Genomic DNA, 22,041 nt, shown 5'->3' with positions numbered 1-22,041 from the left:
ATCCTGCAGGTTCTGTCGCCTGCTCATGCACGGCTGCCGCAGCCGCCGTGCTGTCTTCCAGAGTGAGGCCGGCGTGTTGCTTATCCTTGCGTACGCGGACGATAAATCGCCACGCCCTGCGGTTCCAGCGCTGCCTGTCCGACCAGGAACTGCGCGCCGTCGGCATGCGGCAGCGTGATCGGTGCGTCACTGTAGTTGAAGGCGAACTGCAGGCCGCCGCGCTGCTGCAGGCGCAGGCCTTCTGGCAGACGTTGCGGAGCCAGTCCGGCGGCGCGCGCCACCTGCTCGAAGTAGCGCGTGGTCAGCCCGGCATCGAAGATCCCAGCCAGGTAGTGCGCACGCTCCTTCTGCACGATGGCCGGGTGGCCGTCAGCGAAGGTGGCAATGGTCTGCAGGCCGTCGCCATCGGCTTCGATCAGGTCGCGCCAGTAGCGGGCCTGGCCTTCTTCCGTACCGAACCGTACTGTTTCGCTGACGTTGGGACGCATCGATTCCACGCGCCATACGCGCATCGGCAGCAACTGCTGCAGCGGGCCCGGCGGCAGGGTCGAAGGAATCTGCAGCGATTTGGTCTTGGAGCCGCTGCGCGGACCGAACACCACCTGCGCGCCACTGTCTGCGATGCGGCCCGGCAGGTCGTCCGGCACGATGGGCAGCGGCGGCACCACGATCATGGCGTAGCCTTGCAGATCGGCGTTGAGCGGGACGATGTCCACATCCAGACCCAGCGAACGCAGGGTCGAGTAATAGTCGAAAGCGAAATGCGCATATTCGAAATCGATGCCCTGGAAATGGATCTCGAAGAGCCACTTGGCATCGTAGTCGAACAGCAGCGCCACCTTGCCGCGCGGCTGGGCCAAGGCACCGTTGGCGTTTTCCACCGCGATGATTTCCTGGGCCACGCGCTCCGCTTCGGTACCGCCCACGTCGAGGCGATTATCCGGGCGGTTCAGGCCCGCATGCAGTTGTTCTTGCGCGAACGGGCACTGGCGCCAGCGGAAGTAGGAGACGCAGCCGGCGCCATGAGAGAAGGCTTCCCAGCTCCACAAGCGCACCATGCCGGGCAGCGGGGCCGGATTCCAGTGCGCCCAGTTCACCGGGCCGGGCTGCTGTTCCATCACCCAGAACGGCTGGGCCGACATGCCACGATACAGGTCGTGGTTGAAGCTGGCGAAATCGGGATGGCCGGTGCGCAGCCAGCGGGCCTTCGTTTCGGCGTCGTACCACATCACTTCCAGCGCACCCAGCGGGTAGCTGTCCCAGGTGGCGACATCGAGGTCGGCCGCTACCGGATAATGATCGAACTCCAGGAACATCTGCATGAAGTTGTGCACCATCAGCCGGCCCGGCGAGAGCGGGCGCAGGATCTCGACCTGCATGCGGTTGTAGCGCACCACTTCGTCCGAGGCAAAGCGGCGATAGTCCAGACGATGCGAGGGATGGGCCTCGGTGACGGTGCCGACGGGCGCATCGATCTCGTCGAAGCTGCGGTATTCCATGCTCCAGAACACCGTGCCCCACGCGGTATTGAGCGCATCGATGCTGCCATAGCGCTGGCGCAGCCACTGGCGGAAGCGGCGCTGGGCCGAGGGCGAATAGCTGACCACGGTCTGGTGGCAGCCGTATTCGTTGTCCAGCTGCCAGGCGGTCACCGCCGGATGCTGGCCGTAGCGTTCGCCCAGCAGGCGCACGATGCGCTGCGATTCTTCGTAATACGAGTCCGAGGAAAAATCATAATGGCGGCGCGAACCGAAGGCGCGTTCGCGGCCGTTGGCATCCACCGCCAGCACGTCGTCATGACGGTCGATGAGCCACTTGGGCGGGGTCGCGGTCGGGGTGCACATCACCACTTCCAGACCGTGGCTGGCCAGCACCTCGATGGCGCGGTCCAGCCAGTCCCAGCGCAGGTCGCCGGGCGAGGGCTCGATGCGGCTCCAGGCGAATTCGCCGATGCGCACCTGCTTGATGCCGAGCGCCTTCATGCGCTGGGCATCGCTTTCCCACATGGCCTCGGGCCAATGTTCGGGGTAGTAACAGACTCCCAATCGTAACGACATGATCGTGGTTCCTTAGCGGTAGTGAAGCGTCAAGAGAAGAGGGCGCGTGCGCACTGCCTGTTCAGGCTGCGGCGGCCAGGCCCGGATGAACTTGTGTGCGCGCCAGCGCCACCCCGTCCGCATCGAACAGGTAGGCGCAGCTCGGCGCGACCGACACGCGCAGGCGCTCGCCGCGCGCGATGTGGGCATCGCCCGGGGCCTTGGCCACCAGCGGCTGGCCGGCCGGTTCGTCCAGGTGCACATAGGTCTGCTCGCCCAGGCGCTCCACCAGCATCACTTCGCGGGTGATGCCGTACTGGCCCTGGCTGCCGATTTCCATGTGTTCGGGGCGTACGCCCAGGGTCACCGGCTGGCCCGGCTGCACCGGTCCCTTGGCCGCCACCAGCAGGGTTTCCTCGCTGTGCTGCAGGCGGATCAGGATGCCGTTCTCCTGCGCATTCACCACCTGCGCGGGCAGGAAGTTCATGCGCGGCGAACCGATGAAACCGGCCACGAAACGATTGCGCGGATGGTGATACAGCTCCATGGGCGCACCGACCTGGGCGATGCTGCCGAAGCGCTGGGTATCGGCACCGGCATGCAGCAGCACGATGCGGTCGGCCAGGGTCATGGCCTCGACCTGGTCGTGCGTGACGTAGACCACGCTGGCCTGTTCGAACTGGCGATGCAGGCGGGCGATCTCGATGCGGGTCTGGCTGCGCAGGGTTGCGTCGAGGTTGGAGAGCGGTTCGTCGAACAGGAACACGCCGGGACGGCGCACGATGGCGCGGCCGATGGCCACGCGCTGGCGCTGGCCGCCGGAGAGTTCCTTGGGCTTGCGCTGCAGCAGTTCTTCCAGCTGCAGGATGCGCGCCGCTTCGCGCACCTTCTGCTCGATCTCGGCCTTGGGCAGCTTGGCCAGGGTCAGGCCGAAGCTCATGTTTTCATACACCGTCATGTGCGGGAACAGCGCATAGCTCTGGAACACCATCGCTACCGAACGCTGCGCCGACGGCACGTCATTGACGCGCTTGCCGCCGATGAAGAGATCGCCGCTGGTGAGATCTTCCAGGCCCGCGATACTGCGCAGGAGCGTGGATTTGCCGCAGCCGGAGGGACCCAGGAAAACACAGAATTCATGTTCGCCAATGTCGAGATCGACATTACGGATTACCGGCGGTGCGTCGCCGTAGGCTTTTTGTGCTGCACGCAAGCTGATGCTGGCCATCACGTTTTCCTAGCAGAAATGGATTGCAGGGCAGGGCACCACGAGGCAGGTGCAGCGTCAGGTTAAGCGCTTAATCAAGTGACCCAAAAAAAAGATCGCCTGAGTTTCCTGTATGCAATCGGGGGTTGTCTCCACGTCGTTGTTCTGAGCGTGTTGCCGTGTTGGGTTGGCAAATATTTTGGTCGATCATACCCATCTTGGATGGCCTCTGCAACAACAATCCTGTAACGAAAAACTGCCAGCGTTTTGTCAGGATTGTGTTCCTCTGAAGGAGTGGGGCGCGGATGAACAATGCGTAAATCATTTACGGATCGGCTGCGCGGCGCGTCTTCAGTTTGAGCAGCGCGGCCCGCGTGTGCGCGTTGACAAGCCCGTCATAAGCGGTTTGAATGCGAGGGCTTCCAACTCCATGCACCCATGACCACCTTATCCGAAGTTGCCCGTCTGGCCGGTGTCACCTCGGCCACTGTGTCCAATGTCCTGCGCCAGCGCGGCAAGGTCGGCGAGCAGACGCGCCAGCGCGTGCTGGAGGCGGTCGCCCAGCTCGGCTATCGTCCGCACCTGACCGCACGTGCCCTGGCTGAGGGGCGCGCGCCCACGCTGGCGCTGGTGGTCTCCAGCATCGCCAACCCTTTCTATCCGGAATTCGCCCTGGCGGCCGAGCGTGCGGCGCGCGAGCGCGGCCGCTTCCTGATCGTCTGCAATACCAACGACGATCCCGACACCGGCCGCGCCTACCTTGACCAGATCGCCGGAACGCTCTCCGACGGCGTGCTCATCATGAATGCCAACCTGCCCATGGACGAGCTCAAGAAGACCGAGCGGCGTGGCGCCCCGGTGGTGCTGTGCATGTGGGAAAAACCGGACGCCCCGCCCGAGCTGCCCTGCATCGCGGTGGATTTCTATGCGGCTGGCGCGACTGCCGCGCAGCACCTGCTGGGGCTCGGCCATCGTCACATCGGTGCGCTGGTCGGCAGCAAGAAGAGCGGCATCCACGCGGAACGCTATCGCGGTTTTGTCGAGGCCTGTGCCGCTGCCGGCGTCAAGCACACCTTGCAGAGTGCGCGCTACATCGCTGATACGGTCGAGGCGGGGTATCAGGCCACCATCGCGCTGCTGCGCGAGGAGCCGCAGCTCACGGCCATCTTCGCCAGCAATGATCTGCCGGCACTGGGTGCGATGAACGCCATCGCCGACCTGGGGATGAATGTGCCGCGCGACATCTCGGTGATCGGCATCACCGACATCCAGTGGGCGCGGGTCTCGCGTCCGGCGCTGACCACCGTGGCGGTGCCGACGGAAGAAGCGGCGCGCATGTCCATCGACCTGCTGCTGGCCTTGATCGAGGGCCGCAGTCCCTCGCCCGTGATGCGCGTGACGGCGACACCGCAGCTGGTGCAGCGGGCTTCCACGGCGGTGCCGCGCAAGCGCAAGGTGTGAGCGCGGTTCAGCGTGGCTGCAGGCTGTCCAGATAGGCGCAGAACATGTCGGCCATGGCCTCGCCATGGGCGCGTATTTCCCTCTCAGGCAGCGTGCCGCGCGAAAGATGTTCGCCCGCCGTGGTGAGTGTGGTCATCATCAATTGCCCCGCGCGTTTGCGCCGCGGCGCGGACACCCCCGGCAAGGCTTCGCGCATGAACTGCGCGATGATGCCGTCCCAGTCGTGGCGCATTTCTTCAGCCTCGCGCGCATCGCGGTAGAGCGGCGCGGCATCGGCCAGCGCCATCCGTACCTGGGCCTCTTCGAATTCGCTGCGCAAAAAGGCATGCACCAGTTCGCGCAGGCGGCGTGCCGGTGGCTTGTCCGTCTCCTGCAGCAGCTGGCGCACCATCGCCGTTGTCTGCTGCCACTCGTCGGCCTGCAGGCGAAACAGGATGGCCGCCTTGTTGGGGAAATACTGGTACACCGATCCCACACTCACGCCCGCGCGCTCGGCCACGCGCGCGGTCGTGAAACGCGGCGCACCTTCGCGCAGCAAAACCTGAACAGCAGCTTCCAGGATGGCTGCCACCAGCTCGGTGGAGCGGGCCTGTTGCGGTGTCTTGCGCAGGGAAATCTCGGGGCGGCGGGGCTTGTTCATGGGGAGAAGGGGGAAGAGGCGAAGACGTAAATGGAATGCGACTAGGAAACCTGACGAATCCGTCACATACTGCCATTCGACGGAATATGACGGATTCGTCGCATTCTACTGCGCAGCGTTCCTGCCATCAACGGGACTTCCGCAACATTCCTGAGTCCACCCTTCACAATTTTCTTCGAGGTTTCCCATGAACGGAAAACAGGCAGACCCGCCTCACTCCATCCCGCCGGCCACCGCCGCCGGCACCGGCACATCCGTCCTGCAGGCGCTTGCACCGCTGACGCTGGCCGTCTTCATCGCCTTTCTCACCATCGGCCTGCAGTTGCCGGTGCTGCCCTTGCACCTGAAGGAGGCACTGGGCATGAACGCCACCGTAGTCGGTGTGGTGGTCGGTGCGCAATTTGCAGCGGCGCTGCTCTCGCGTGCCTGGGCCGGCAACGTGGCGGATCTGCGTGGCCCCAAGCGCGCCGTCGTCGGCGGCTTCGTGGCCGCAGCGCTGTCGGGGTTGATCTATCTGGCCTCTCTGCTGTGGCTGGACCAGCCTGCCATCTCGGTGGCGGTACTGCTGGCGGGACGCGTCCTGCTGGCGCTGGGCGAGAGCCTGGTCATCACCGGCACCATGGGCTGGGGCATCGCGCTGGTCGGGCCGCAGCATGGCGGCAAGGTGATGGCCTGGCTCGGCATCGCCATCTATGCAGCCATGGCCGGCGGTGCACCGTTGGGTGTGGCCGTCAGCAAGGCCTGGGGATTTGCGGGGATTGCCGGTGTGAGCGTGCTCTTGCCGATAGGGGCGCTGCTGGCCGTCAGTCCCCTGCGTGGCGTAGCGCCCGGTGCCAGCCGCCGCACGCCCTTTTACCAAGTACTGGGTGCCGTGTGGCAGCCTGGCCTGGGGCTGGCTCTCGCCAGCGTCGGTTTCGGCGTCATCACGGCATTCATCGCCTTGTTGTTTGCGGCACGGTCGTGGGGGGATTCCTCGTTGGCCTTCACCAGCTTTGGTGTGGCGTTCATCTTGGCGCGCCTGTTCTTTGCCCATCTGCCGGATCAGATCGGTGGCGCAAAAGTGGCGCTCGTGTGTGTGGTCATCGAGGTGTGCGGGCAGTTGCTGATCTGGCAGGCCGATAGCGCCTGGATGGCCTATGCGGGTGCGGCACTGACCGGTTTTGGCTATTCGCTGGTGTTCCCCGGATTTGGCGTGGAAGCGATGCGCCGCGCACCACCGCAGACGCGCGGCCTGGCCATGGGGGCGTATGTGGCCTTCCTGGATCTGTCGCTGGGCATCACCAGCCCGCTGGCCGGTGCGCTGGCCAGCCATGCAGGGTTACAGAGCGTGTATCTCGCGGGGGCCGTGGTGGTAGGCTTGTCGATGCTGGTGGCGCTCTCTCTGCTTTCCAAACCGCCTGCCAGTCAAGGGCGATAAGAGCTCGCTACGGACTATAAAAAAATCGCCGCTGTTTTCACAGCGGCGATTTTCGTTCCTGCCCAAGCGTCAGCAGCGGCAAGCAGCGAGCTCATGCATTGCGCGGATTGCGCCCATGCTTGCGCTGATACATGGCCTGGTCAGCCGCATGCAGCAAGGCGCTGAAGTCGCACATCTCCGAAGGCGTCACGGTCGCCGCGCCCAGGCTGATCTCGATGTCGGTGTGCGGCCACTTCACGCGGGCCACGGATTGCTTGATACGTTCCGAGACTTGCATGGCACCGGTCTCATCGGTATCCGGCAGGATCAGCGAAAACTCGTCGCCACCGTAACGTGCCAGGAAGTCGCTGGCCCGCAACGGCGAGCGCAGCACGCGCGCCAGTTGCACCAGCAGCGCATCACCGGCCGGGTGGCCATAGGTGTCGTTGTATTGCTTGAAGTAGTCCACGTCCACCATCAGCATGGTCAGCGGACGGGCATTGCGCAGATGGCGTGTCCATTCTTCTCGAAGGCGCGAATCGAAACTGCGGCGGTTGCCGATGCCGGTCAGGGCATCGGTCATGGTCTGCTGTTCCAGCTTCTGCATGGCGCGATGGCTGTCGATCTGTGCTTCCAGCTGGCGTGCCAGTTTCTGGAAGGCGTCACGTTGTGCCGGGGTCAGGGTGCGCGGTACGCGGTCCATCACGCACAGCGTGCCCAGGATGTCGCCATTGCCCGACACCAGCGGCACACCCGCATAAAAATGCACAGCCGGATTGCCGCGTGCCAGCGCACTGGTGGCAAAGCGCAGATCGCTGGACAGGTCATTGACTTCCGTGATCTGGCCCGGCGTACGTGCCGCCATTTCGCACAGCGAGAAGTCGACCGCATTGCGCATCACCCCGGTCTGGCCGGGGAAGCGCCACCACTGGTTGCGGGCATCGCCACGGCCATTGTTGACCGACAGGTAAGGATGCTGCAGGCCGATGTCTGCGTGCAGCTGGCTGAACATGCCCATGGGCGTGCCGCAGACGCTGGAGGCCAGCGAGATGAAGTCGGACAGGGCCGGCTCCAGCCAGGCATCGGCGTCACTGTCGGTGTGCGCAAGCTCGATGCGCTGGGAGGCGTTGTCCGTCATGGCGCGATGCGCAGCTTGGGTCCGCTTGAAAATGGAGCGTTCGGGAGTGTACTGAGCGTGCAAATCTCGAATGTTCATGGCGCGATACTCGTGAGGGTTGTGTTGCGTTATGTTTGGTCGCCGTCAGCGCAGTGGACTGCAGTGGGGAGGACGGCGTGGCATAGCGGTGTGCAAGTGGAAATATTTTTCTTTTTCTTCGCCACACACCATGTTGCCCTGCGACATCAAGGTAGCAGATCGAGTTCGGAAGTAAACCGATTTGGAACATCCTCTTACAATTTATACGCGTTCGTAGCGCAAACGATGCTATTCCGATCACATACAAACAGCTTGGCTGATCATGCTGACAATTGACGATTTATTAGTCTCTTACCGGCGATATGCGACATTAGTTTTTTCGCGCTGAAATGAACATCGGACAGCACCACTTTCGCGTGTCAGCGGATTCTTATATTGCTCTGCAATATGTCGGGGGAAAGGCGACGAACGGGCGTCGCCATGCGGCGACATAACGCTGTCGCCACAGGGAGACGATTAATGCTTGCCAAGCGCGATGGTCGTAAATAAACTCTGCCGTTCCTTGTTTGATCCGATCAACGTTTTTGAAAGCAGAGATGTCGACCCAGCCCAAAGCAGGCGCAGTCCTGTTCGCCAAAGATGTAGCCCGCCTCGCCGCGTTTTATGCGCAGGTGCTGGCGGTGGTTCCCAAGCAGGCCCAGGCGGAGAAAGTAGTGATCGAAGCCGAGGATTTCCTGCTGGTGATTCATGCGATTCCGCAAGCCAGTGCAGCTACGGTGGAGATCACTTCGCCACCGGTGCTGCGCGAGAACGTGCCGGTGAAGCTGTTCCTTCCCGTGCGTTCGCTCACCCACGCCCGACTCGCCACGCAGCAGCTCGGCGGTGGCATGAAAGCGGCCGAGGACGAATGGAGTGGTCCGGATTTCCGTGCCTGCGATGGCTTTGATCCGGAAGGCAACGTGGTGCAGTTCCGCGAATTCCTGCGCGAACCCGCACTGGCATCCTGAAGCTCGGATGCACTGACCACGCACGGTCGCGCGGCATCACAAGAACAATATCGCGCACCTGTCGTGCACCAGCAAAAAAAGCCGCCCGGTCTGCACCGTGCGGCTTTTCGTTTTGAGGGCCGCGCCGTGATGGCGCAGGCAGGCCCGCAGCTTATTGCAGGGCGAGCTTGAAGTAGCTCTCGCGCTGCATGTCCACCACTTCCACCGTGAGCTGTACCTGCAGATCCTTGGGCCAGCTCTGGTCCTTCTGGAGTGCCGCGCCCAGCAGGTCGGATACCTGCTTCTTGTCTTCCAGCGTGCGACCGGTCAGGATGGCCAGGCGCACCGCCACGAAGGCACGTTTGGCCTCCGGTGCGGTACCGACCAGGTAGTTGTCCAGACGCACGGCACGCGCCTTGATGGCGGTTTCTTCAAAGTGTCCGCTGGCCACCAGTGCCTGGTTCAGCTTGAGCAGCGTCGGTTGCACATCGAGGGCGAGATTGCCGGTGTATTCCAGTACGAGATGGGGCATGGTGTTTCCAGTCCTTGTGGGTGAGTGGAGGGATCAGCATTGAATGATGAGGGCTCAACACTGTAGGCCAAAACGAAGTCGCGTGCGATTGGGCTCACTGATGCGCCAGATAATCAGGACAAATAACCCGACAGCTTGCCCAGGTCAATGTTGCCGCCGCTGATGATGACGCCCACGCGTTTGCCCTGCAGCTGCTCCTTCAGCTTGCGGGCGGCAGCAAAGCCCAGGCAGCCGGTCGGCTCGACCACCATCTTCATGCGCTCGGCAAAGAAGCGCAGGCCGGACACCAGCTCGGCATCGCTGACGGTGTGGATGTCGTCCACCAGCTGGCGAATCACGTCGAAGGTGTACTTGCCCAGATGCTGCGTCTGCGCGCCATCGGCGATGGTCTTGGGCGTATCGATATGCACGATCTGGCCCGCGCGCAGCGACTGCTGTCCGTCGTTGCCGGCTTCCGGTTCGACGCCATAAATCTTGCAATCGGGAGACAGTGCCCGCGCCGCCAACGCCGCACCGGACAGCAGGCCGCCGCCGCCGAGGCAGACGAAGAGCGCATCCAGCGGACCGGTTTCCTGCAGCAGTTCCAGCGTGGCCGTGCCTTGCCCGGCCATCACGTGCGGATGATCGTAGGGCGGGATGAGCGTCATCTTGCGCTCGGCGGCCAGGCGCGCACCGATGGCCTCGCGGTCTTCGGTATAGCGGTCATACATCACCACTTCGGCACCATAGCCACGCGTGGCGGCGACCTTCGCTGCCGGCGCATCCTCGGGCATCACGATGACGGCGGGAATGCCCAGCAATTGCGCGGCCAGCGCGGTCCCCTGCGCATGGTTGCCGGAGGAGAAGGTGATGACGCCATGCTTGCGCTGTTCGCTGTCGAACTGCGAGAGCGCATTCATGGCACCGCGGAACTTGAAGGCCCCCATGCGCTGGAAGTTCTCGCACTTGAAGAACAGCTGTGCGCCCACTTCTGCATCGGCCGTGCGCGAACGCAGGACGGGCGTTCTGTGCGCCCACGGCTTGATGCGTTCGGCGGCCAGCAGGACATCGGCGAAGCTGGGGGATTCGGTAGCGCTGGAGACGGGAATCATGAGGTTTCCTTCAAGTGGGATGGAAAGAGACAGTGACGATGCATATGGCGGGGAGCGCGCGTGACGGCCGCGCTTACTCCTTCTCGTCGTTGTAGACGGTAGCGCGCGAGACACCCAGATGCGCGGCCACGATCTCGGCCGCGCGCCGGATATCCAGGCAGCCGGACTGGCGCAGTTCACGCATGAGCTGGCGGCGGTCTTCGGCCTTGAGGCTGCGCGGCGTAGTCGACAGCCGCGCGGCAAAGGCATCGATGCGGCTGCGCAGGCCTTCGGCACCGGCCGGCTCCAGCGTCTCGGCCACGCGCACGCCCTGGTCGATGCCACCGAACTGGCGCAGCATGCCCTGCAGCGCACTGAACAGGGTCAGGTCGATGTTCATGCACAGCGCGGCCATGTATTTGCCATCGGCATCCTTGATGCCGATCGAGGTGCTCTTGGCTTGTCGTCCGTCCGGCAAGGTGTTGGCGTAATTGGTGAGGACCTGCGGATAGCTCTCGTCGGCGATGCGCGCCAGACCCAGTTCGGTAGTGGCGTCGCCGACCTCGCGGCCGGACAGGTTGTTGTGCAGGGCGACGATGGAGTGATCCGCATCGCGCAGGTCGTGCAGCACCACTTCGCAGAACGGCGCAAAGGTCTCGCCCAGACCTTGCGCTACCTGTTGCAACTGTGAAAGCAGCAGGGCGTGGTCGGGACGGTCGGGTTTCTTTTTGCGGGTGCGGGAGCTCATGCAATACATATTATCTAAAATTAGACGTTGTGTATAGATTGGATTTTACGCTGCATTCTCGTCCGCTTGCGAGGGCCGTTGCGGACTGCAAGACGGCGGCTGTTGCTATCATGAGCTCTCATTCATGACCGGTTTTTCCAGCCGTCCACCCCTGAGCGCACCCATGAGAGACCTTCCCCCCACGGCCACGTTGCGGGCCTTCGAAGTTGCGACCCGGCATGCCAGCTTCACCTCCGCCTCGGAAGAGCTGCATGTCACCCAGAGTGCGGTCAGCCACCAGCTGCGCCACCTCGAAGCGTTGTGGGGCATGGCGCTGTTCCAGCGCGGCAAGTCCAACACGCTGACGCCGGCCGGGGCCGCGCTGGCGCCGGTGGTGCGCGAGTTCTTCGCCCGGCTGGAGGCCACGCTGTCCGAGCTGCTGGTGACGCTGGAGACCACCGATACGGCCATCCACTTCACGCCGGCCGAACCGGATGTGGCGATCCGCTTCGGTCCCGGCCACTACCCCAGCCTGTTTTCCGAATTCCTGTTCCGCGAGCAGATCTTCCCGGTGGCCAGCCCGGCCCTGCTGGCGCGCCTGGGCATGCCCCGCAAGCCGGCTGACCTGCGCCGCTATCCCCTGCTCACGCGGGCCGGGGCCGACATGGTGCCGAAATGGGACCTGTGGTTCCAGCAAGCCGGGGTGAGCGTCTCGGCCCTGCGCGAAAGCGTGCGCCTGGCCGATACCAACATGACCATCGAAGCAGCGCTGCTGGGCCAGGGCGTGGCCCTGGCCCGCAGCGGCCACGTCGAACAGGAACTGGCCAATGGCAGCCTGGTGCGGCTGTTCGAGCTGGCCTTGCCCTCTCCGCTGGCGTATTACTTCGTCTGTCCCAAGGGCGTGGAAACGCAGCCGCACGTGGCCAGTTTCCGGGCCTGGCTGCAGGCGCAGTCACAGGCGGCCGGTGCACGCTACTGACATGCAAGGTCACCGCCTCGGCGCCAGGTATGAGGATTTGCTCATGGCGGGATGAGGAGACTTCGCTTCTGTCCGGCGGCGCTCCTGCTTACCATGGCGCATGCCTTTGCCCGTCGTCCTGCTCATCCTCCTTGCCGCCTTCCTGCACGCCAGCTGGAATGCGCTGCTGCGCAACGGCGCGGACCGTCTCTGGTCGATGGCCGTGATGTGCCTGGCCGTGGCGTTGGCCAGTCTGGCCGTGACGCCGTGGCTGCCGCTGCCCTTGCCGGCCAGTTGGCCGTACGGACTGCTCTCGGCCCTGCTGCACGTGGGCTACAACCTGTTCCTCGTCCGCAGTTACCGTAGCGGTGAGCTGGGCCAGACCTATCCGATCGCGCGTGGATCCTCGCCCCTGCTGGTGACGCTGGGTGCGGCCCTGCTGGCCGGTGAGATGCCGGGGCCGGCGGCGCTGCTGGGAACAGGACTGGTATCGGGCGGCATCATCGCGTTGGCATTCAGGGGCAGCAGGATGGCGTTGCCCGGACTGCGCTATGCCCTGGGGACCGGCTGCTTCATTGCGGCCTACAGCGTGGTGGATGGCCTGGGCGTGCGGCTCTCCGGCAGCCCCATGGCCTATACCGCATGGATGTGCGCCGGCTGGGGTTTGCTGATGCCCGCCGTCTTCGTGGTGTGGCGCGGCCCCCGCGCATTGTGGCAGCCCCCCGCCTCGGCGGCGACCTGCGCCACCGCCTTCGCTGGCGGACTGGTCTCGCTGCTGGCCTATGGCATCGTCATCCAGGCCATGGCGCTGGCACCGATGGGGGCGGTCTCGGCACTGCGCGAAACCAGCGTGCTGTTCGCCGCCGTCATCGGCCGTCTGTTTCTGGGCGAGACGCTGACTTGGCCACGTGTGCTGGCCTGTGCTGCCATCGCAGCGGGGACGGTACTGATCGGTTGATCCGCTGGCCGTTCCTGCTCCCCTCCCGTTTTGCTCACTCCATGGAGATCTGTCATGACTCACGCATCAACCAAGCCCGTCATCCTCATCACCGGCGGCAGCCGCGGCATGGGCGCCGCCACCGCGCGGCTGGCCGCTGAACGTGGCTACGACGTGGCCTTCAGCTACCTGCGCGATGCGGCCGCGGCCGATTCGGTGGCGGCCGATATCGCGCAGCGCGGCGCACGGGTGCTGGCGCTGCAGGCCGACAGTGCCGACCCGGAGCAGGTGGCGCAGCTCTTCGCTGCCATCGATGCGCGCTTCGGCCGTATCGACGTGCTGGTCAACAATGCGGCCATGCTGGAGCGCCAGTCACGCATGGAAGACCTGGGTTTCGCGCGCATGCAGCGCATCTTCGCGGTCAACGCCATCGGACCCATGCTGTGCGCGCAGCAGGCCGTCCGGCGCATGGCCTATCGGCATCAGGGCAGGGGCGGGGTGGTGATCAACGTGTCGTCGGCCTCGGCCCGCCTGGGCAGTCCCAACGAGTATGTCGACTACGCCGCCTCAAAAGGCGCACTGGAAACCTTCACCACGGGCCTGGCCAAGGAAGTGGCGCGTGAAGGCATCCGCGTCAACTGCGTGCGGCCCGGTCACATCTATACCGAGATGCATGCCAGCGGCGGCGAACCGGACCGGGTCAACCGGGTCCGCGAATCCATCCCCATGGGAAGGGGCGGACAGCCCGAGGAAGTGGCGCGCGCCATTCTCTGGTTGGCCAGCGAGGAAGCTTCCTTCAGCACGGGGACCTTTCTCGACGTGACCGGAGGCAAGTGAAGCCGGGCTCCCGAGATCAGGCCGCGATCTTGTGCACCCGCGCGAGGAAAGCCTGGGTGGCCGCCTGCGTCGGCGCATCAATCACCTGCGCCGGCGGCCCGGCCTCAACCACCACACCATCGCGCATGAAGATCACCTTGTCCGCAACCTCGCGGGCAAAGGCGATTTCATGGGTGACCAGGATCATCGTCATGCCGCGCTCGGCCAGTTGCTTGATGACGTTGAGGACCTCGCCGACCAGCTCCGGATCCAGTGCCGAGGTGGCTTCGTCGAACAGCATCACTTCCGGATCCATGGCCAGCGCCCGCGCGATGGCCACCCGCTGCTTCTGGCCGCCGGAGAGCTTCTCGGGATACATCTCCGCTTTCTCCGCCAGCCCGACCTGCGCCAGCAGTTTCATCGCCTGGGCATGGGCATGCGCCTTGGGGCGGCGCAGTACGGTGACCGGGCCTTCCATCACGTTCTGCACCACCGTCATGTGCGGGAACAGATTGAAGTGCTGGAACACCATTCCCGTCTGCGCGCGAAAACGTGCCATGGTCCGGTCGCTCAGCTTTTCCGGCACCGTCTGGTCGAAGTCAAAACACTCGCCGCCGATCTTGATGACACCGTGATTGGGCGCGGCGAGCAGGTTCAGGCAGCGCAGCAGGGTGGATTTTCCCGAGCCCGAGGGACCGATCAAGGCCACCACTTCGCCCTTGGCAATCTCCAGGTTGATGTCCCTCAGTACCGTCTGGTCGCCAAAGGACTTCTTCAAGCCGCGTACAGAAATCATGATGGGTTTGCTCATGGCGCTTCCTCAAGCCTTGATCTGATGCAGTTCCAGCCGCTTGGCCACCACGGTGGCCGGGAACAGGATGATGAAATACAGCACCGCCACCAGGGTATAGATCTCCAGGGGGCGATAGGTGTCGTGGGCGATCAGCTGGCCCTGGTAGACCAGGTCGGGGACGGCCAGCACCGAGAGCAAGGACGTGTTCTTCAATTGCATGATGGACTGGCTCACCAGCGGCGGCGTCATGCGCCGGAAGGCCTGTGGCAGGATCAGCCGCCGCATCACCTGCCAGCGGGTCATGCCGATGGCCTGGCCCGCCTCGGTCTGCCCGGCATCGATGGAGACGATCCCGCCTCGCACGATCTCCGAGTAGAAGGCCCCGCCATACAGCGTCAACGCCAGTGCAGCCGCCATCCAGGGCGAGAGTTCGATGCCCAGCAGTACCGGTAGCGCATAGTAGAACCAGATCAGCTGCACCAGCACCGGCGTGCAGCGGAACACCTCCACATAGCCGCGCAGCACACCGCACAGGGTGCGGTTGGAGGAGACCCGGCCCAGACCCACCAGCACGCCTACCAGCAGGCCGGTGACGACGACCACGGCGGTGAAGAGCACCGTGGTGATGACGCCCGACACGATGATGCCGCGGTATTGCCACAGCATCCCGAAATCCCAGCTGTACATGGCCGCTCCTCAGAACTTGAGCTGCGGTGGGAAAGCGGTCGGGGGCACCTTGGCGAGATTCTGCATGTTGGCCACGATGATTTCGCGGATGCGGCCGGCCTTGCGCGATTCCTCCAGCCAGCCGTTCACTGCGGTCACGAAACTCTGATCGGCCTGCTTGCGGATGCCGATGTTGGTCGGGGCCGTTTCATCCGGTGTGGGGAAGACGATGTGACCGATGTTGGGCAGTTTCACCAGCAGCGAGGTCGACAGCAGCACCACCAGCACCTGGCAGTCGGCGCGTCCCGATTGCAGCGCCATGGTGGCCGCGGCCGAGGTCTCGAAGCGCAGGATGGTGGCCTTGGGCAGAATGCGCGTGACCAGCTGGTCGTGCGAGGAGCCGACGTCCACGGCGACTTTGATTTCAGGCTTGTTGAGATCTTCCCAGGCCTTGAACTCCAGCCCCTTGCGGGCGACCACGGTATTGATGTTGTTGTAGAGCGGATTGCTGAAATCGACCACTTCGCGGCGCTGTGGTGTGGGTGCCATCGCCAGTTGCGCATCGATCTTGTTGGTCTGCACGTCCAGCACCGCATTGCCCCAGGTGGTCTCGACCCATTCGACTTCGGCCTTGAGATAGCGCGCCAGGTCACGGCCGAAATCAGCACAGAAACCTTTCCACTCCTGCGTCACCAGATCCTTGTTGAAATAGGGGATGGCACCGTTGATGGCACCCAGGCGCAGCTTGCCGGTACGCTTGACGCGCGCCATGGTCGATTCGATATCCTGCGCGAAGACTTCCGGCAGGGTCAGTACGGCCGTGCCGGCCAGTGCCGAGTGGAGGAAATGTCTGCGTGAAATGCTCATGTGGGTCTCCTGGTAGGGTGGGTCGTGGCTCGTGCTTGCGGGGTTTCACTTGAAAAAAGACTGCGGTACAAAGCGCATTGCAGGCGGGGTCGACCTAGCGATTTTCATGCCATCCATACGCACGGCTGATCGATGCAGTACTCGCCCGGCCAGCCTCTTGCAAGAGGCTGGCCGCACCATGAACGGTCGGTGTTGCACCACGGTGAAGGCATGTGCCGGCATGGTGCTTGCTGTCTGCCTTCGTCAGGCGCGTTCTTGTCGCTATTGTCGTGGCCGCTGAGGCTGAATCCGTGAGCTGAATCTGTGAACTGCAATCTGCAAATTGCAATTTTCGGTTTCCCTGAAAATTATTTAAACAATTATCGTCGGGAATGCGTTGCCGTGCACGCCGCACTGCACATCGTCGCGCGCGCGGCATCAGGGTGTGTCGAGCGCCCATGCACGGCCATCATGATCGCGCACCCGCACCGTCGCCAGCCAGAGATGGACGTCTTCCACGCAGCGCACGTTGACGTTGATCTGCGCAGGTGCCGAGCGCGGGTGGCAATGAGTATGCGTGCCGCACAAGCGACAGAAGAAATGCGTGGCACGCAGGGTGCCGAAGCGGTACAGGTTCAGTGCCCGGGCGCCGGCCAGCAATTCGAAGTGGCGGGCGTCGATGCGATGGTGCAGCGCGGCCTTGCGCACGCAGTAGGAGCAATTGCATTGGACCACCTCCTCGATATGGGAGAGGAAACGGAAGCGTACGGCACCGCAGTGACAGCTGGCCTGATGCAGGCGCAGGCCTGGCGCGGTGCCCCGGTCCTCCACGTCAGGATCCTGGGGGCGGGACATGGAAGACGCTCTCGAGGCGGATCAGGCGTAGACCTGACCGAAGCGGTTGGCCAGGAAATCCGGCAGGCTGATCGCCTCCTGGCTGATGAAGCCGCGCTGCGGCAACTTGCCGAGCCGGAACAGGTCGACCGCCGTGCAGACGCCGGAAGCGGTGGTGCTCTGGATCGCACTCTCGTAGTGGCCTTCCTCATGAATGGCGAAAATCTTGCGGGTGAAGACTTCCTGGACGAACTTGTCGCCGCGCATGCCGCTGACGGTCACGAACACCAGCACCACGTCCTGCATGGTGGTGGGGACGGCCTTGCGCAGGATGGTCTTGAGCAGTTCCTGGTCGTGCTTCAGGCCCAGGTCGCTGAGCAGGAATTTCATGCGCTGCTGGTGACCGGGATAGCGCACCGATTTGTAGTCGAGATTGCGGATGCGGCCGGCCAGCGTTTCACACAGCGTGCCGAGCCCGCCGGAGGTATTGAACGCTTCATACTCCACGCCATCCAGCGAGAAATGTTCGATGTCGGCCAGCGGATCGACCGCCACCTTGACGCCGTCGCGCAGGGCTTCGCAGGGATGGCAGTACTCATTGACCAGTCCGTCCACGCTCCAGGTCAGGTTGTATTTGAGTTCGTTGGTAGGGTACTGCGGCAGCGCCCCGACGCGCATCTTGACGTCATGCACTTCGTCGAAGGAACCGGCCAGATGGTGCGCGGCGATGCCGATGAAGCCCGGTGCCAGTCCGCATTGCGGCATGAAGGCCACGGGCGCGTCGGCAGCCAGTGCGGCGATGGCCTTGGTGGCCCGCACGTCCTCGGTGAGATCGAAGTAGTGGGTACCGGTATTGCGCGCTGCGCTGGCCACCTTCACGGCCATGTGATACGGCAGGGCGTTGATCACGATGTCGGCCGGGTGCAGCAGTGCTTCCAGCGCCCGCGCATCCGAGGAATCGACCACGGCCTTTTCGATGTTGAGCGCGCTGACGGCCTGCAGGGCCTGGGCATCGCGGTCGGCGATGGTGACGTTGTAGTCGCCGCTGTCGGACAGCAGACGTGCAATCGTTTGGCCAATGTGGCCCGAACCCAACAAGACGGTGCGCATGATGAAACTCCAGAGTGAATGAGACGAAGAGGCTGGTCTTCATTCTAGGAAGCTTCGCGGACAGAATATACGGACAATGTGTCAGAAAGCAGGGTCCGGCACTACAGAAAGTAGTGCGACTTCGTCATTCTGTCGGTTCGCCTGGTCCGGAACGGCCGTTCAGCGGGTCTTGGGCGCATCGCCGCGGTCGATCTTGCGTGCCAGCACGACCGAGGTGGTGGTTTTGATGACGCCATCCATTTCGCCGATCTCGTCCAGAATGCGGTCGAGCTGCTCCGGCGTGCTCACGCGCAGCCATGCGACATAGTCGAACTCGCCGCTGACCGCGCACAGCTGATGGACTTCCGGCATGCGGTTGAAGCGCCGCACCACATCCTTGCCCGCCTTGGGCTGCAGGGTGATGCCGACATAGGCCTGCAGGCTGGAATCGAGCACGTCACTGCCCAGCTTCAGGGTGTAGCCGGCGATGATGCCGCTTTTTTCCAGACGCTCCACGCGCGCAATGATGGTGGTCCGCGCCAGGTCCAGCCGGCGCGCCATGTCGGCCACCGAGGCCCGCGCATTCATCTGCAATTCCGAAATGATCTGGCGATCGACATCGTCCAGCAGGTCCAGTCTGATCATGCTGTGGGCTCCGGGGAAGGGAGGAAAAAATCAGTAAGCGCTACAGAAAGACGAAACGGCACGTCATTACGTCAGTTTAGACCACTATTTCGACGTTCTTGCCCTTTTTTGTGTCAGCGCTCCACCCTAGACTGCGGTCTCGCTGCCGGCGAGTGCGCCGGTCCCTTCCATGCTTCACTCTTTTGCAGGTGCAGCGCACATGAAAGTCGTCGTCATCGGAGGTGGCATCATCGGCACGGCCACCGCGTACTGGCTGGCCACTCGCCACGTTGAGGTGGTGCTCATCGAACGCGAGGCCGATGTGGCCTGCCAGACCAGCGCCGGCAATGCCGGCGTGATCGCACCCGGCTATGTGACGCCGTGGGCAGCGCCGGGCATGCCGGGCAAGATCCTCAAGTATCTCTTCAAGGCCAGTTCGCCAGTGGTGTTCCGGCCGCGGATGAGTGCACGGCAATGGCGCTGGATCAGCCAGTGGCTGGGCAACTGCACGCTGGAGCGCTATCGCCGCAACAAGCTGCGCATGCAGCGCATCGCCTATTACAGCCGCGATTGCCTGCACGAGTTCCTGGCGCAGCATCCATTTGATTACGGCCGCAGCCAGGGCTATCTGCAGCTCTTTCGCAGCCGCTTCGACGAGGACATGGCGGCCCCCGCACTGGCCTTGCTGGAGGAAGCCGGCATTGCCCACCAGCGCTTGAGCGCGGCGCAATGCGTGGCGACCGAACCGGGGCTGCAGCACGCGCGCATCGAACCGCTTTCGGGCCTGTACCTGCCCGATGACGAGGCCGGGGATTGCGCGGTTTTCGCGCGCCAGTTGCGGCGCTTGTGTGAGGAGATGGGCGTGCAGTTCCGCTTCGGTACGCAGGTCAGCGGTCTGCTGGTGCAGGGTGGACAGGTGCAGGGTTTGCAGGTGCGCAGCGTAGGGCAAGCCGGGCAGTTGGCATGCGATGCCCTGGTGGTTGCCGCCGGCGTGGACAGCCATGCCTTGCTGGCACCGCTGGGCATCCGTGTGCCGCTGTATCCGGTCAAGGGCTATTCGGCCACCATTCCCGTCCGCTTTCCCGAGGCGGCACCGCGTGCGGCCGTCATGGATGAATCCCTGAAGACGGCCATCACCCGCATGGGCGATGTGGTGCGGGTGGCCGGTACCGCCGAACTGGGCGATGACCGTCTGCAGTTGCGCGCCGCTTGCCTGCATACCTTGCGTCAGGTGATGCGTGACTGGTTTCCGCTGGCCGGCGATCTTGATGATGCGCAGTTCTGGGTCGGACGCCGTCCCATGACGCCCGATGGACCGCCCCTGCTGGGTCCCACGCCGGTCCGCAATCTGTTCCTGAACCTTGGTCACGGTTCGACCGGCTGGGCCATGTCGCTGGGCTCCGGCCGCATCGTGGCGGACCTCATCACGGGTAGCCCGCCGGCCATCGATATCGATGGCCTGACCCTGGCCCGCTATCCATGAGCAAGGCAACCCTTACCCCTACCGAAACGGAGAAAACATGACTGGTGCAGATGTCCTCGTGAAACTGCTGGAAGAATACGGCGTGGAAGTGATCTTCGGCGTGCCCGGCGATACCAATGTGGCTTTCTACAAAGCCCTGAACCGCTCCGGCAAGGTGCGCCACGTGATGGCACGCGACGAGCGCTCGGCGCTCTACATGGCCGACGCCTATGCGCGCTACAGCGGCAAGCCCGGCGTGGCCGAGTGCCCTAGCGGTGCCGGTGCCATGTATTCCCTGCCCGGCATGGCCGAGGCCAACAGTTCTTCCATTCCGCTGATCCTGCTGACCAACGATATTCCCCTCAAGGGCGAAGGTCGCGGCATGATCACCGAGCTGGACAACGCCAAGCTGTTCGAACCGGTGTGCAAGCTGTCCTTTCAGGTCAAGACCACGGCCAAGATTCCGGAGGCAGTCAGGCGCGCCTTCCGGACCGCCACATCGGGTCGTCCGGGCGCGGTGCACCTGACCTTCCCCGAAGATATCCTGGCCCACGCCTCGGCCAGTACGCCGGACGAGATTTACGCCGAGCCTGAGTGCCGGCGCTTCCCGGCCTTTCCCATGCGTCCCGATGCGGATCTGGTGCGGCAGCTGGCCGCGTTGCTCGACGCATCGCGCCGCCCGGTGCTGGTGGCCGGCGGCGGGGTGATGCATTCCGATGGCGGGGCAGCCCTGCTGGCCCTGGCAGAGAAGATCGACGCCGCCGTGGTCACCACCATCACCGGTCAGGGGGCGGTGCCGGACGAGCACCCGCTGGCGCTCGGTGTCATTGGCGACAATGGCTTCCATCCCCATGCAGCACGGGCGGTCGAGGAGAGCGATCTGCTGGTTTACCTCGGTTGCAAGATGGGATCGGTGGTCACCATCGGCTGGACCTTCCCCAGCCATCAACAGGAACGCCAGCGCGTGCAGGTCGATATCGACCCGGCAGTACTGGGCAATACCGGTCGCAACGATCTCAACATCGCCGGCGACGTCCGTTCGGTCTTGCAGGATCTGCTGCCGCTGGTGACGCAGCACGAACCGCGTGCGTGGAATGCTGAACTCAACGGCATGCGGCGTCGATTCTGGGAGCAGGCCCAGGCGGATTTGCACAGCGATGCACTGCCGCTCAAGCCCCAGCGCGTAGTCCACGAATTGAACCGCCGGCTGCCGCCGCGTGCGGTCATGGTCTCCGACGCCGGCACGCCTACGCCGCACATGACGCGTTATCTGCGCCTGCCCGGCGATGGTTCGCGGCTGGTGATCCCGCGTGCTTTCGGCGGACTGGGCTACGCGATTCCGGCGGTGGTCGGTGCCTGGCTGGCGCGGCCCGACGTGCGGCCCATCGGCCTGTTTGGCGATGGCTCCTTCTCGATGTCCTGCGGCGAACTGGAAACGCTGACCCGCCTGCAGGTACCTGCCGTGCTGCTGCATTTCAACAATGGCTGTTTCGGATGGATCAAGGCGCTGCAGAAGCTGCACAACGATGCGCAATACCTCTCGGTCGATTTCACCCGGCTGGATGTGGCGCGCATTGCGCAGGGCTTCGGCCTCAAGGGCTTGCGTGCGGCCAATGCCGAAGAACTGGTCGCTGCACTGGATGAAGCCTTTGCCAGCGAGGGGCCGGTGCTCATCGATATCGTCTCCGAATCCATCGTCGATGAATGTCCGCCGGTCTATTCGTGGATCAAGGCCATGGGCAAGGATCCGCTGGCCGTGGGTGGCGCATAGCAGGCGTTTTGCCCGGGTTTGGTTAGAATGCCGG

The 22,041-nt window shown here is 63.9% G+C and carries 21 protein-coding genes; 8 read left to right on the top strand and 13 right to left on the bottom strand.

Going from position 1 to position 22,041, the window contains the following annotated elements:
• Positions 1 to 80: 80 nt before the first annotated feature.
• Positions 81 to 2,057, bottom strand: a complete 1,977-nt coding sequence (locus ACWHXP_RS19195) for a beta-galactosidase (RefSeq protein WP_134221105.1) — start codon at positions 2,055 to 2,057, stop codon at positions 81 to 83.
• 61 nt (positions 2,058 to 2,118) lie between these two features.
• Positions 2,119 to 3,264 (bottom strand): ABC transporter ATP-binding protein, encoded by a 1,146-nt coding sequence (locus tag ACWHXP_RS19190; RefSeq protein WP_134221106.1) that lies wholly within the window; start codon positions 3,262 to 3,264, stop codon positions 2,119 to 2,121.
• A gap of 417 nt (positions 3,265 to 3,681) precedes the next feature.
• Between ACWHXP_RS19190 and ACWHXP_RS19185 the strand changes: the two genes are divergently transcribed.
• Positions 3,682 to 4,704, top strand: a complete 1,023-nt coding sequence (locus ACWHXP_RS19185; protein WP_489624405.1) for a LacI family DNA-binding transcriptional regulator — start codon at positions 3,682 to 3,684, stop codon at positions 4,702 to 4,704.
• 7 nt (positions 4,705 to 4,711) lie between these two features.
• On the opposite strand, the gene ACWHXP_RS19180 is transcribed toward ACWHXP_RS19185, so the two are convergent.
• The gene (locus ACWHXP_RS19180; protein ID WP_489624406.1) at positions 4,712 to 5,344 is read right to left on the bottom strand and encodes a TetR/AcrR family transcriptional regulator; all 633 of its coding nucleotides are present in this window, start codon (positions 5,342 to 5,344) and stop codon (positions 4,712 to 4,714) included.
• A 187-nt stretch (positions 5,345 to 5,531) separates the two neighbouring features.
• On the opposite strand from ACWHXP_RS19180, the gene ACWHXP_RS19175 reads away from it, so the two are divergent.
• A complete protein-coding gene (locus tag ACWHXP_RS19175) occupies positions 5,532 to 6,761 on the top strand; it encodes an arabinose transporter (RefSeq protein WP_489635273.1) in 1,230 nt (409 codons plus the stop codon).
• A gap of 91 nt (positions 6,762 to 6,852) precedes the next feature.
• On the opposite strand, the gene ACWHXP_RS19170 is transcribed toward ACWHXP_RS19175, so the two are convergent.
• Complete coding sequence (locus tag ACWHXP_RS19170) at positions 6,853 to 7,941, bottom strand: GGDEF domain-containing protein (RefSeq protein WP_489635843.1); 1,089 nt, start codon at positions 7,939 to 7,941, stop codon at positions 6,853 to 6,855.
• A gap of 551 nt (positions 7,942 to 8,492) precedes the next feature.
• On the opposite strand from ACWHXP_RS19170, the gene ACWHXP_RS19165 reads away from it, so the two are divergent.
• Positions 8,493 to 8,903, top strand: a complete 411-nt coding sequence (locus tag ACWHXP_RS19165) for a VOC family protein (RefSeq protein ID WP_489624408.1) — start codon at positions 8,493 to 8,495, stop codon at positions 8,901 to 8,903.
• Between the two features lie 151 nt (positions 8,904 to 9,054).
• Here the strand turns inward: ACWHXP_RS19165 and ACWHXP_RS19160 are convergent, their stop codons facing one another.
• From ACWHXP_RS19160 to ACWHXP_RS19150, 3 genes are all read right to left on the bottom strand, one after another.
• Positions 9,055 to 9,414 (bottom strand): 5-carboxymethyl-2-hydroxymuconate Delta-isomerase, encoded by a 360-nt coding sequence (locus tag ACWHXP_RS19160; RefSeq protein WP_489624409.1) that lies wholly within the window; start codon positions 9,412 to 9,414, stop codon positions 9,055 to 9,057.
• A 113-nt stretch (positions 9,415 to 9,527) separates the two neighbouring features.
• Positions 9,528 to 10,505 (bottom strand): threo-3-hydroxy-L-aspartate ammonia-lyase, encoded by a 978-nt coding sequence (locus ACWHXP_RS19155; RefSeq protein WP_121042449.1) that lies wholly within the window; start codon positions 10,503 to 10,505, stop codon positions 9,528 to 9,530.
• Between the two features lie 73 nt (positions 10,506 to 10,578).
• Positions 10,579 to 11,241 carry a helix-turn-helix transcriptional regulator gene (locus ACWHXP_RS19150; protein WP_489635274.1) on the bottom strand — a complete coding sequence of 221 codons (663 nt, stop codon included), beginning with the start codon at positions 11,239 to 11,241 and terminating at the stop codon, positions 10,579 to 10,581.
• A 154-nt stretch (positions 11,242 to 11,395) separates the two neighbouring features.
• Here ACWHXP_RS19150 and ACWHXP_RS19145 point away from each other — a divergent pair, with 154 nt between their 5' ends.
• The 3 genes from ACWHXP_RS19145 to ACWHXP_RS19135 all read left to right on the top strand — a co-directional run bounded on the left by ACWHXP_RS19145 (position 11,396) and on the right by ACWHXP_RS19135 (position 13,943).
• Complete coding sequence (locus ACWHXP_RS19145) at positions 11,396 to 12,190, top strand: LysR substrate-binding domain-containing protein (RefSeq protein WP_489635275.1); 795 nt, start codon at positions 11,396 to 11,398, stop codon at positions 12,188 to 12,190.
• Positions 12,191 to 12,290: 100 nt separating this feature from the next.
• Positions 12,291 to 13,127 carry a DMT family transporter gene (locus ACWHXP_RS19140; protein WP_209568239.1) on the top strand — a complete coding sequence of 279 codons (837 nt, stop codon included), beginning with the start codon at positions 12,291 to 12,293 and terminating at the stop codon, positions 13,125 to 13,127.
• 54 nt (positions 13,128 to 13,181) lie between these two features.
• Positions 13,182 to 13,943, top strand: coding sequence for an SDR family oxidoreductase (locus ACWHXP_RS19135; protein WP_489624411.1), 762 nt, complete (start codon positions 13,182 to 13,184; stop codon positions 13,941 to 13,943).
• Between the two features lie 16 nt (positions 13,944 to 13,959).
• Here the strand turns inward: ACWHXP_RS19135 and ACWHXP_RS19130 are convergent, their stop codons facing one another.
• The 6 genes from ACWHXP_RS19130 to ACWHXP_RS19105 form a co-directional block, all read right to left on the bottom strand.
• Positions 13,960 to 14,733 (bottom strand): amino acid ABC transporter ATP-binding protein, encoded by a 774-nt coding sequence (locus ACWHXP_RS19130; RefSeq protein ID WP_039787624.1) that lies wholly within the window; start codon positions 14,731 to 14,733, stop codon positions 13,960 to 13,962.
• 9 nt (positions 14,734 to 14,742) lie between these two features.
• Entirely contained in the window at positions 14,743 to 15,402 is a 660-nt protein-coding gene (locus ACWHXP_RS19125; RefSeq protein WP_287019358.1) for an amino acid ABC transporter permease, read from the bottom strand.
• Positions 15,403 to 15,411: 9 nt separating this feature from the next.
• On the bottom strand, positions 15,412 to 16,248 hold the full coding sequence (locus ACWHXP_RS19120) for a transporter substrate-binding domain-containing protein (protein WP_034331134.1): 837 nt from the start codon (positions 16,246 to 16,248) through the stop codon (positions 15,412 to 15,414).
• Positions 16,249 to 16,665: 417 nt separating this feature from the next.
• Positions 16,666 to 17,082 carry a GFA family protein gene (locus ACWHXP_RS19115; RefSeq protein ID WP_489624412.1) on the bottom strand — a complete coding sequence of 139 codons (417 nt, stop codon included), beginning with the start codon at positions 17,080 to 17,082 and terminating at the stop codon, positions 16,666 to 16,668.
• Positions 17,083 to 17,103: 21 nt separating this feature from the next.
• On the bottom strand, positions 17,104 to 18,171 hold the full coding sequence (locus tag ACWHXP_RS19110; RefSeq protein WP_489635276.1) for a saccharopine dehydrogenase family protein: 1,068 nt from the start codon (positions 18,169 to 18,171) through the stop codon (positions 17,104 to 17,106).
• A 159-nt stretch (positions 18,172 to 18,330) separates the two neighbouring features.
• Positions 18,331 to 18,795: an Lrp/AsnC family transcriptional regulator gene (locus ACWHXP_RS19105; protein WP_039787628.1), complete on the bottom strand. Its 465-nt coding sequence runs from the start codon at positions 18,793 to 18,795 to the stop codon at positions 18,331 to 18,333.
• 199 nt (positions 18,796 to 18,994) lie between these two features.
• Between ACWHXP_RS19105 and ACWHXP_RS19100 the strand changes: the two genes are divergently transcribed.
• A complete protein-coding gene (locus tag ACWHXP_RS19100) occupies positions 18,995 to 20,257 on the top strand; it encodes a D-amino acid dehydrogenase (RefSeq protein ID WP_489635277.1) in 1,263 nt (420 codons plus the stop codon).
• A 37-nt stretch (positions 20,258 to 20,294) separates the two neighbouring features.
• Positions 20,295 to 22,007, top strand: a complete 1,713-nt coding sequence (locus ACWHXP_RS19095; RefSeq protein ID WP_039787653.1) for a thiamine pyrophosphate-binding protein — start codon at positions 20,295 to 20,297, stop codon at positions 22,005 to 22,007.
• Positions 22,008 to 22,041: the final 34 nt, after the last annotated feature.

This window comes from Herbaspirillum sp. Her2, assembly GCF_057961375.1.
This window is presented reverse-complemented; position numbering and strand designations above follow the sequence as displayed.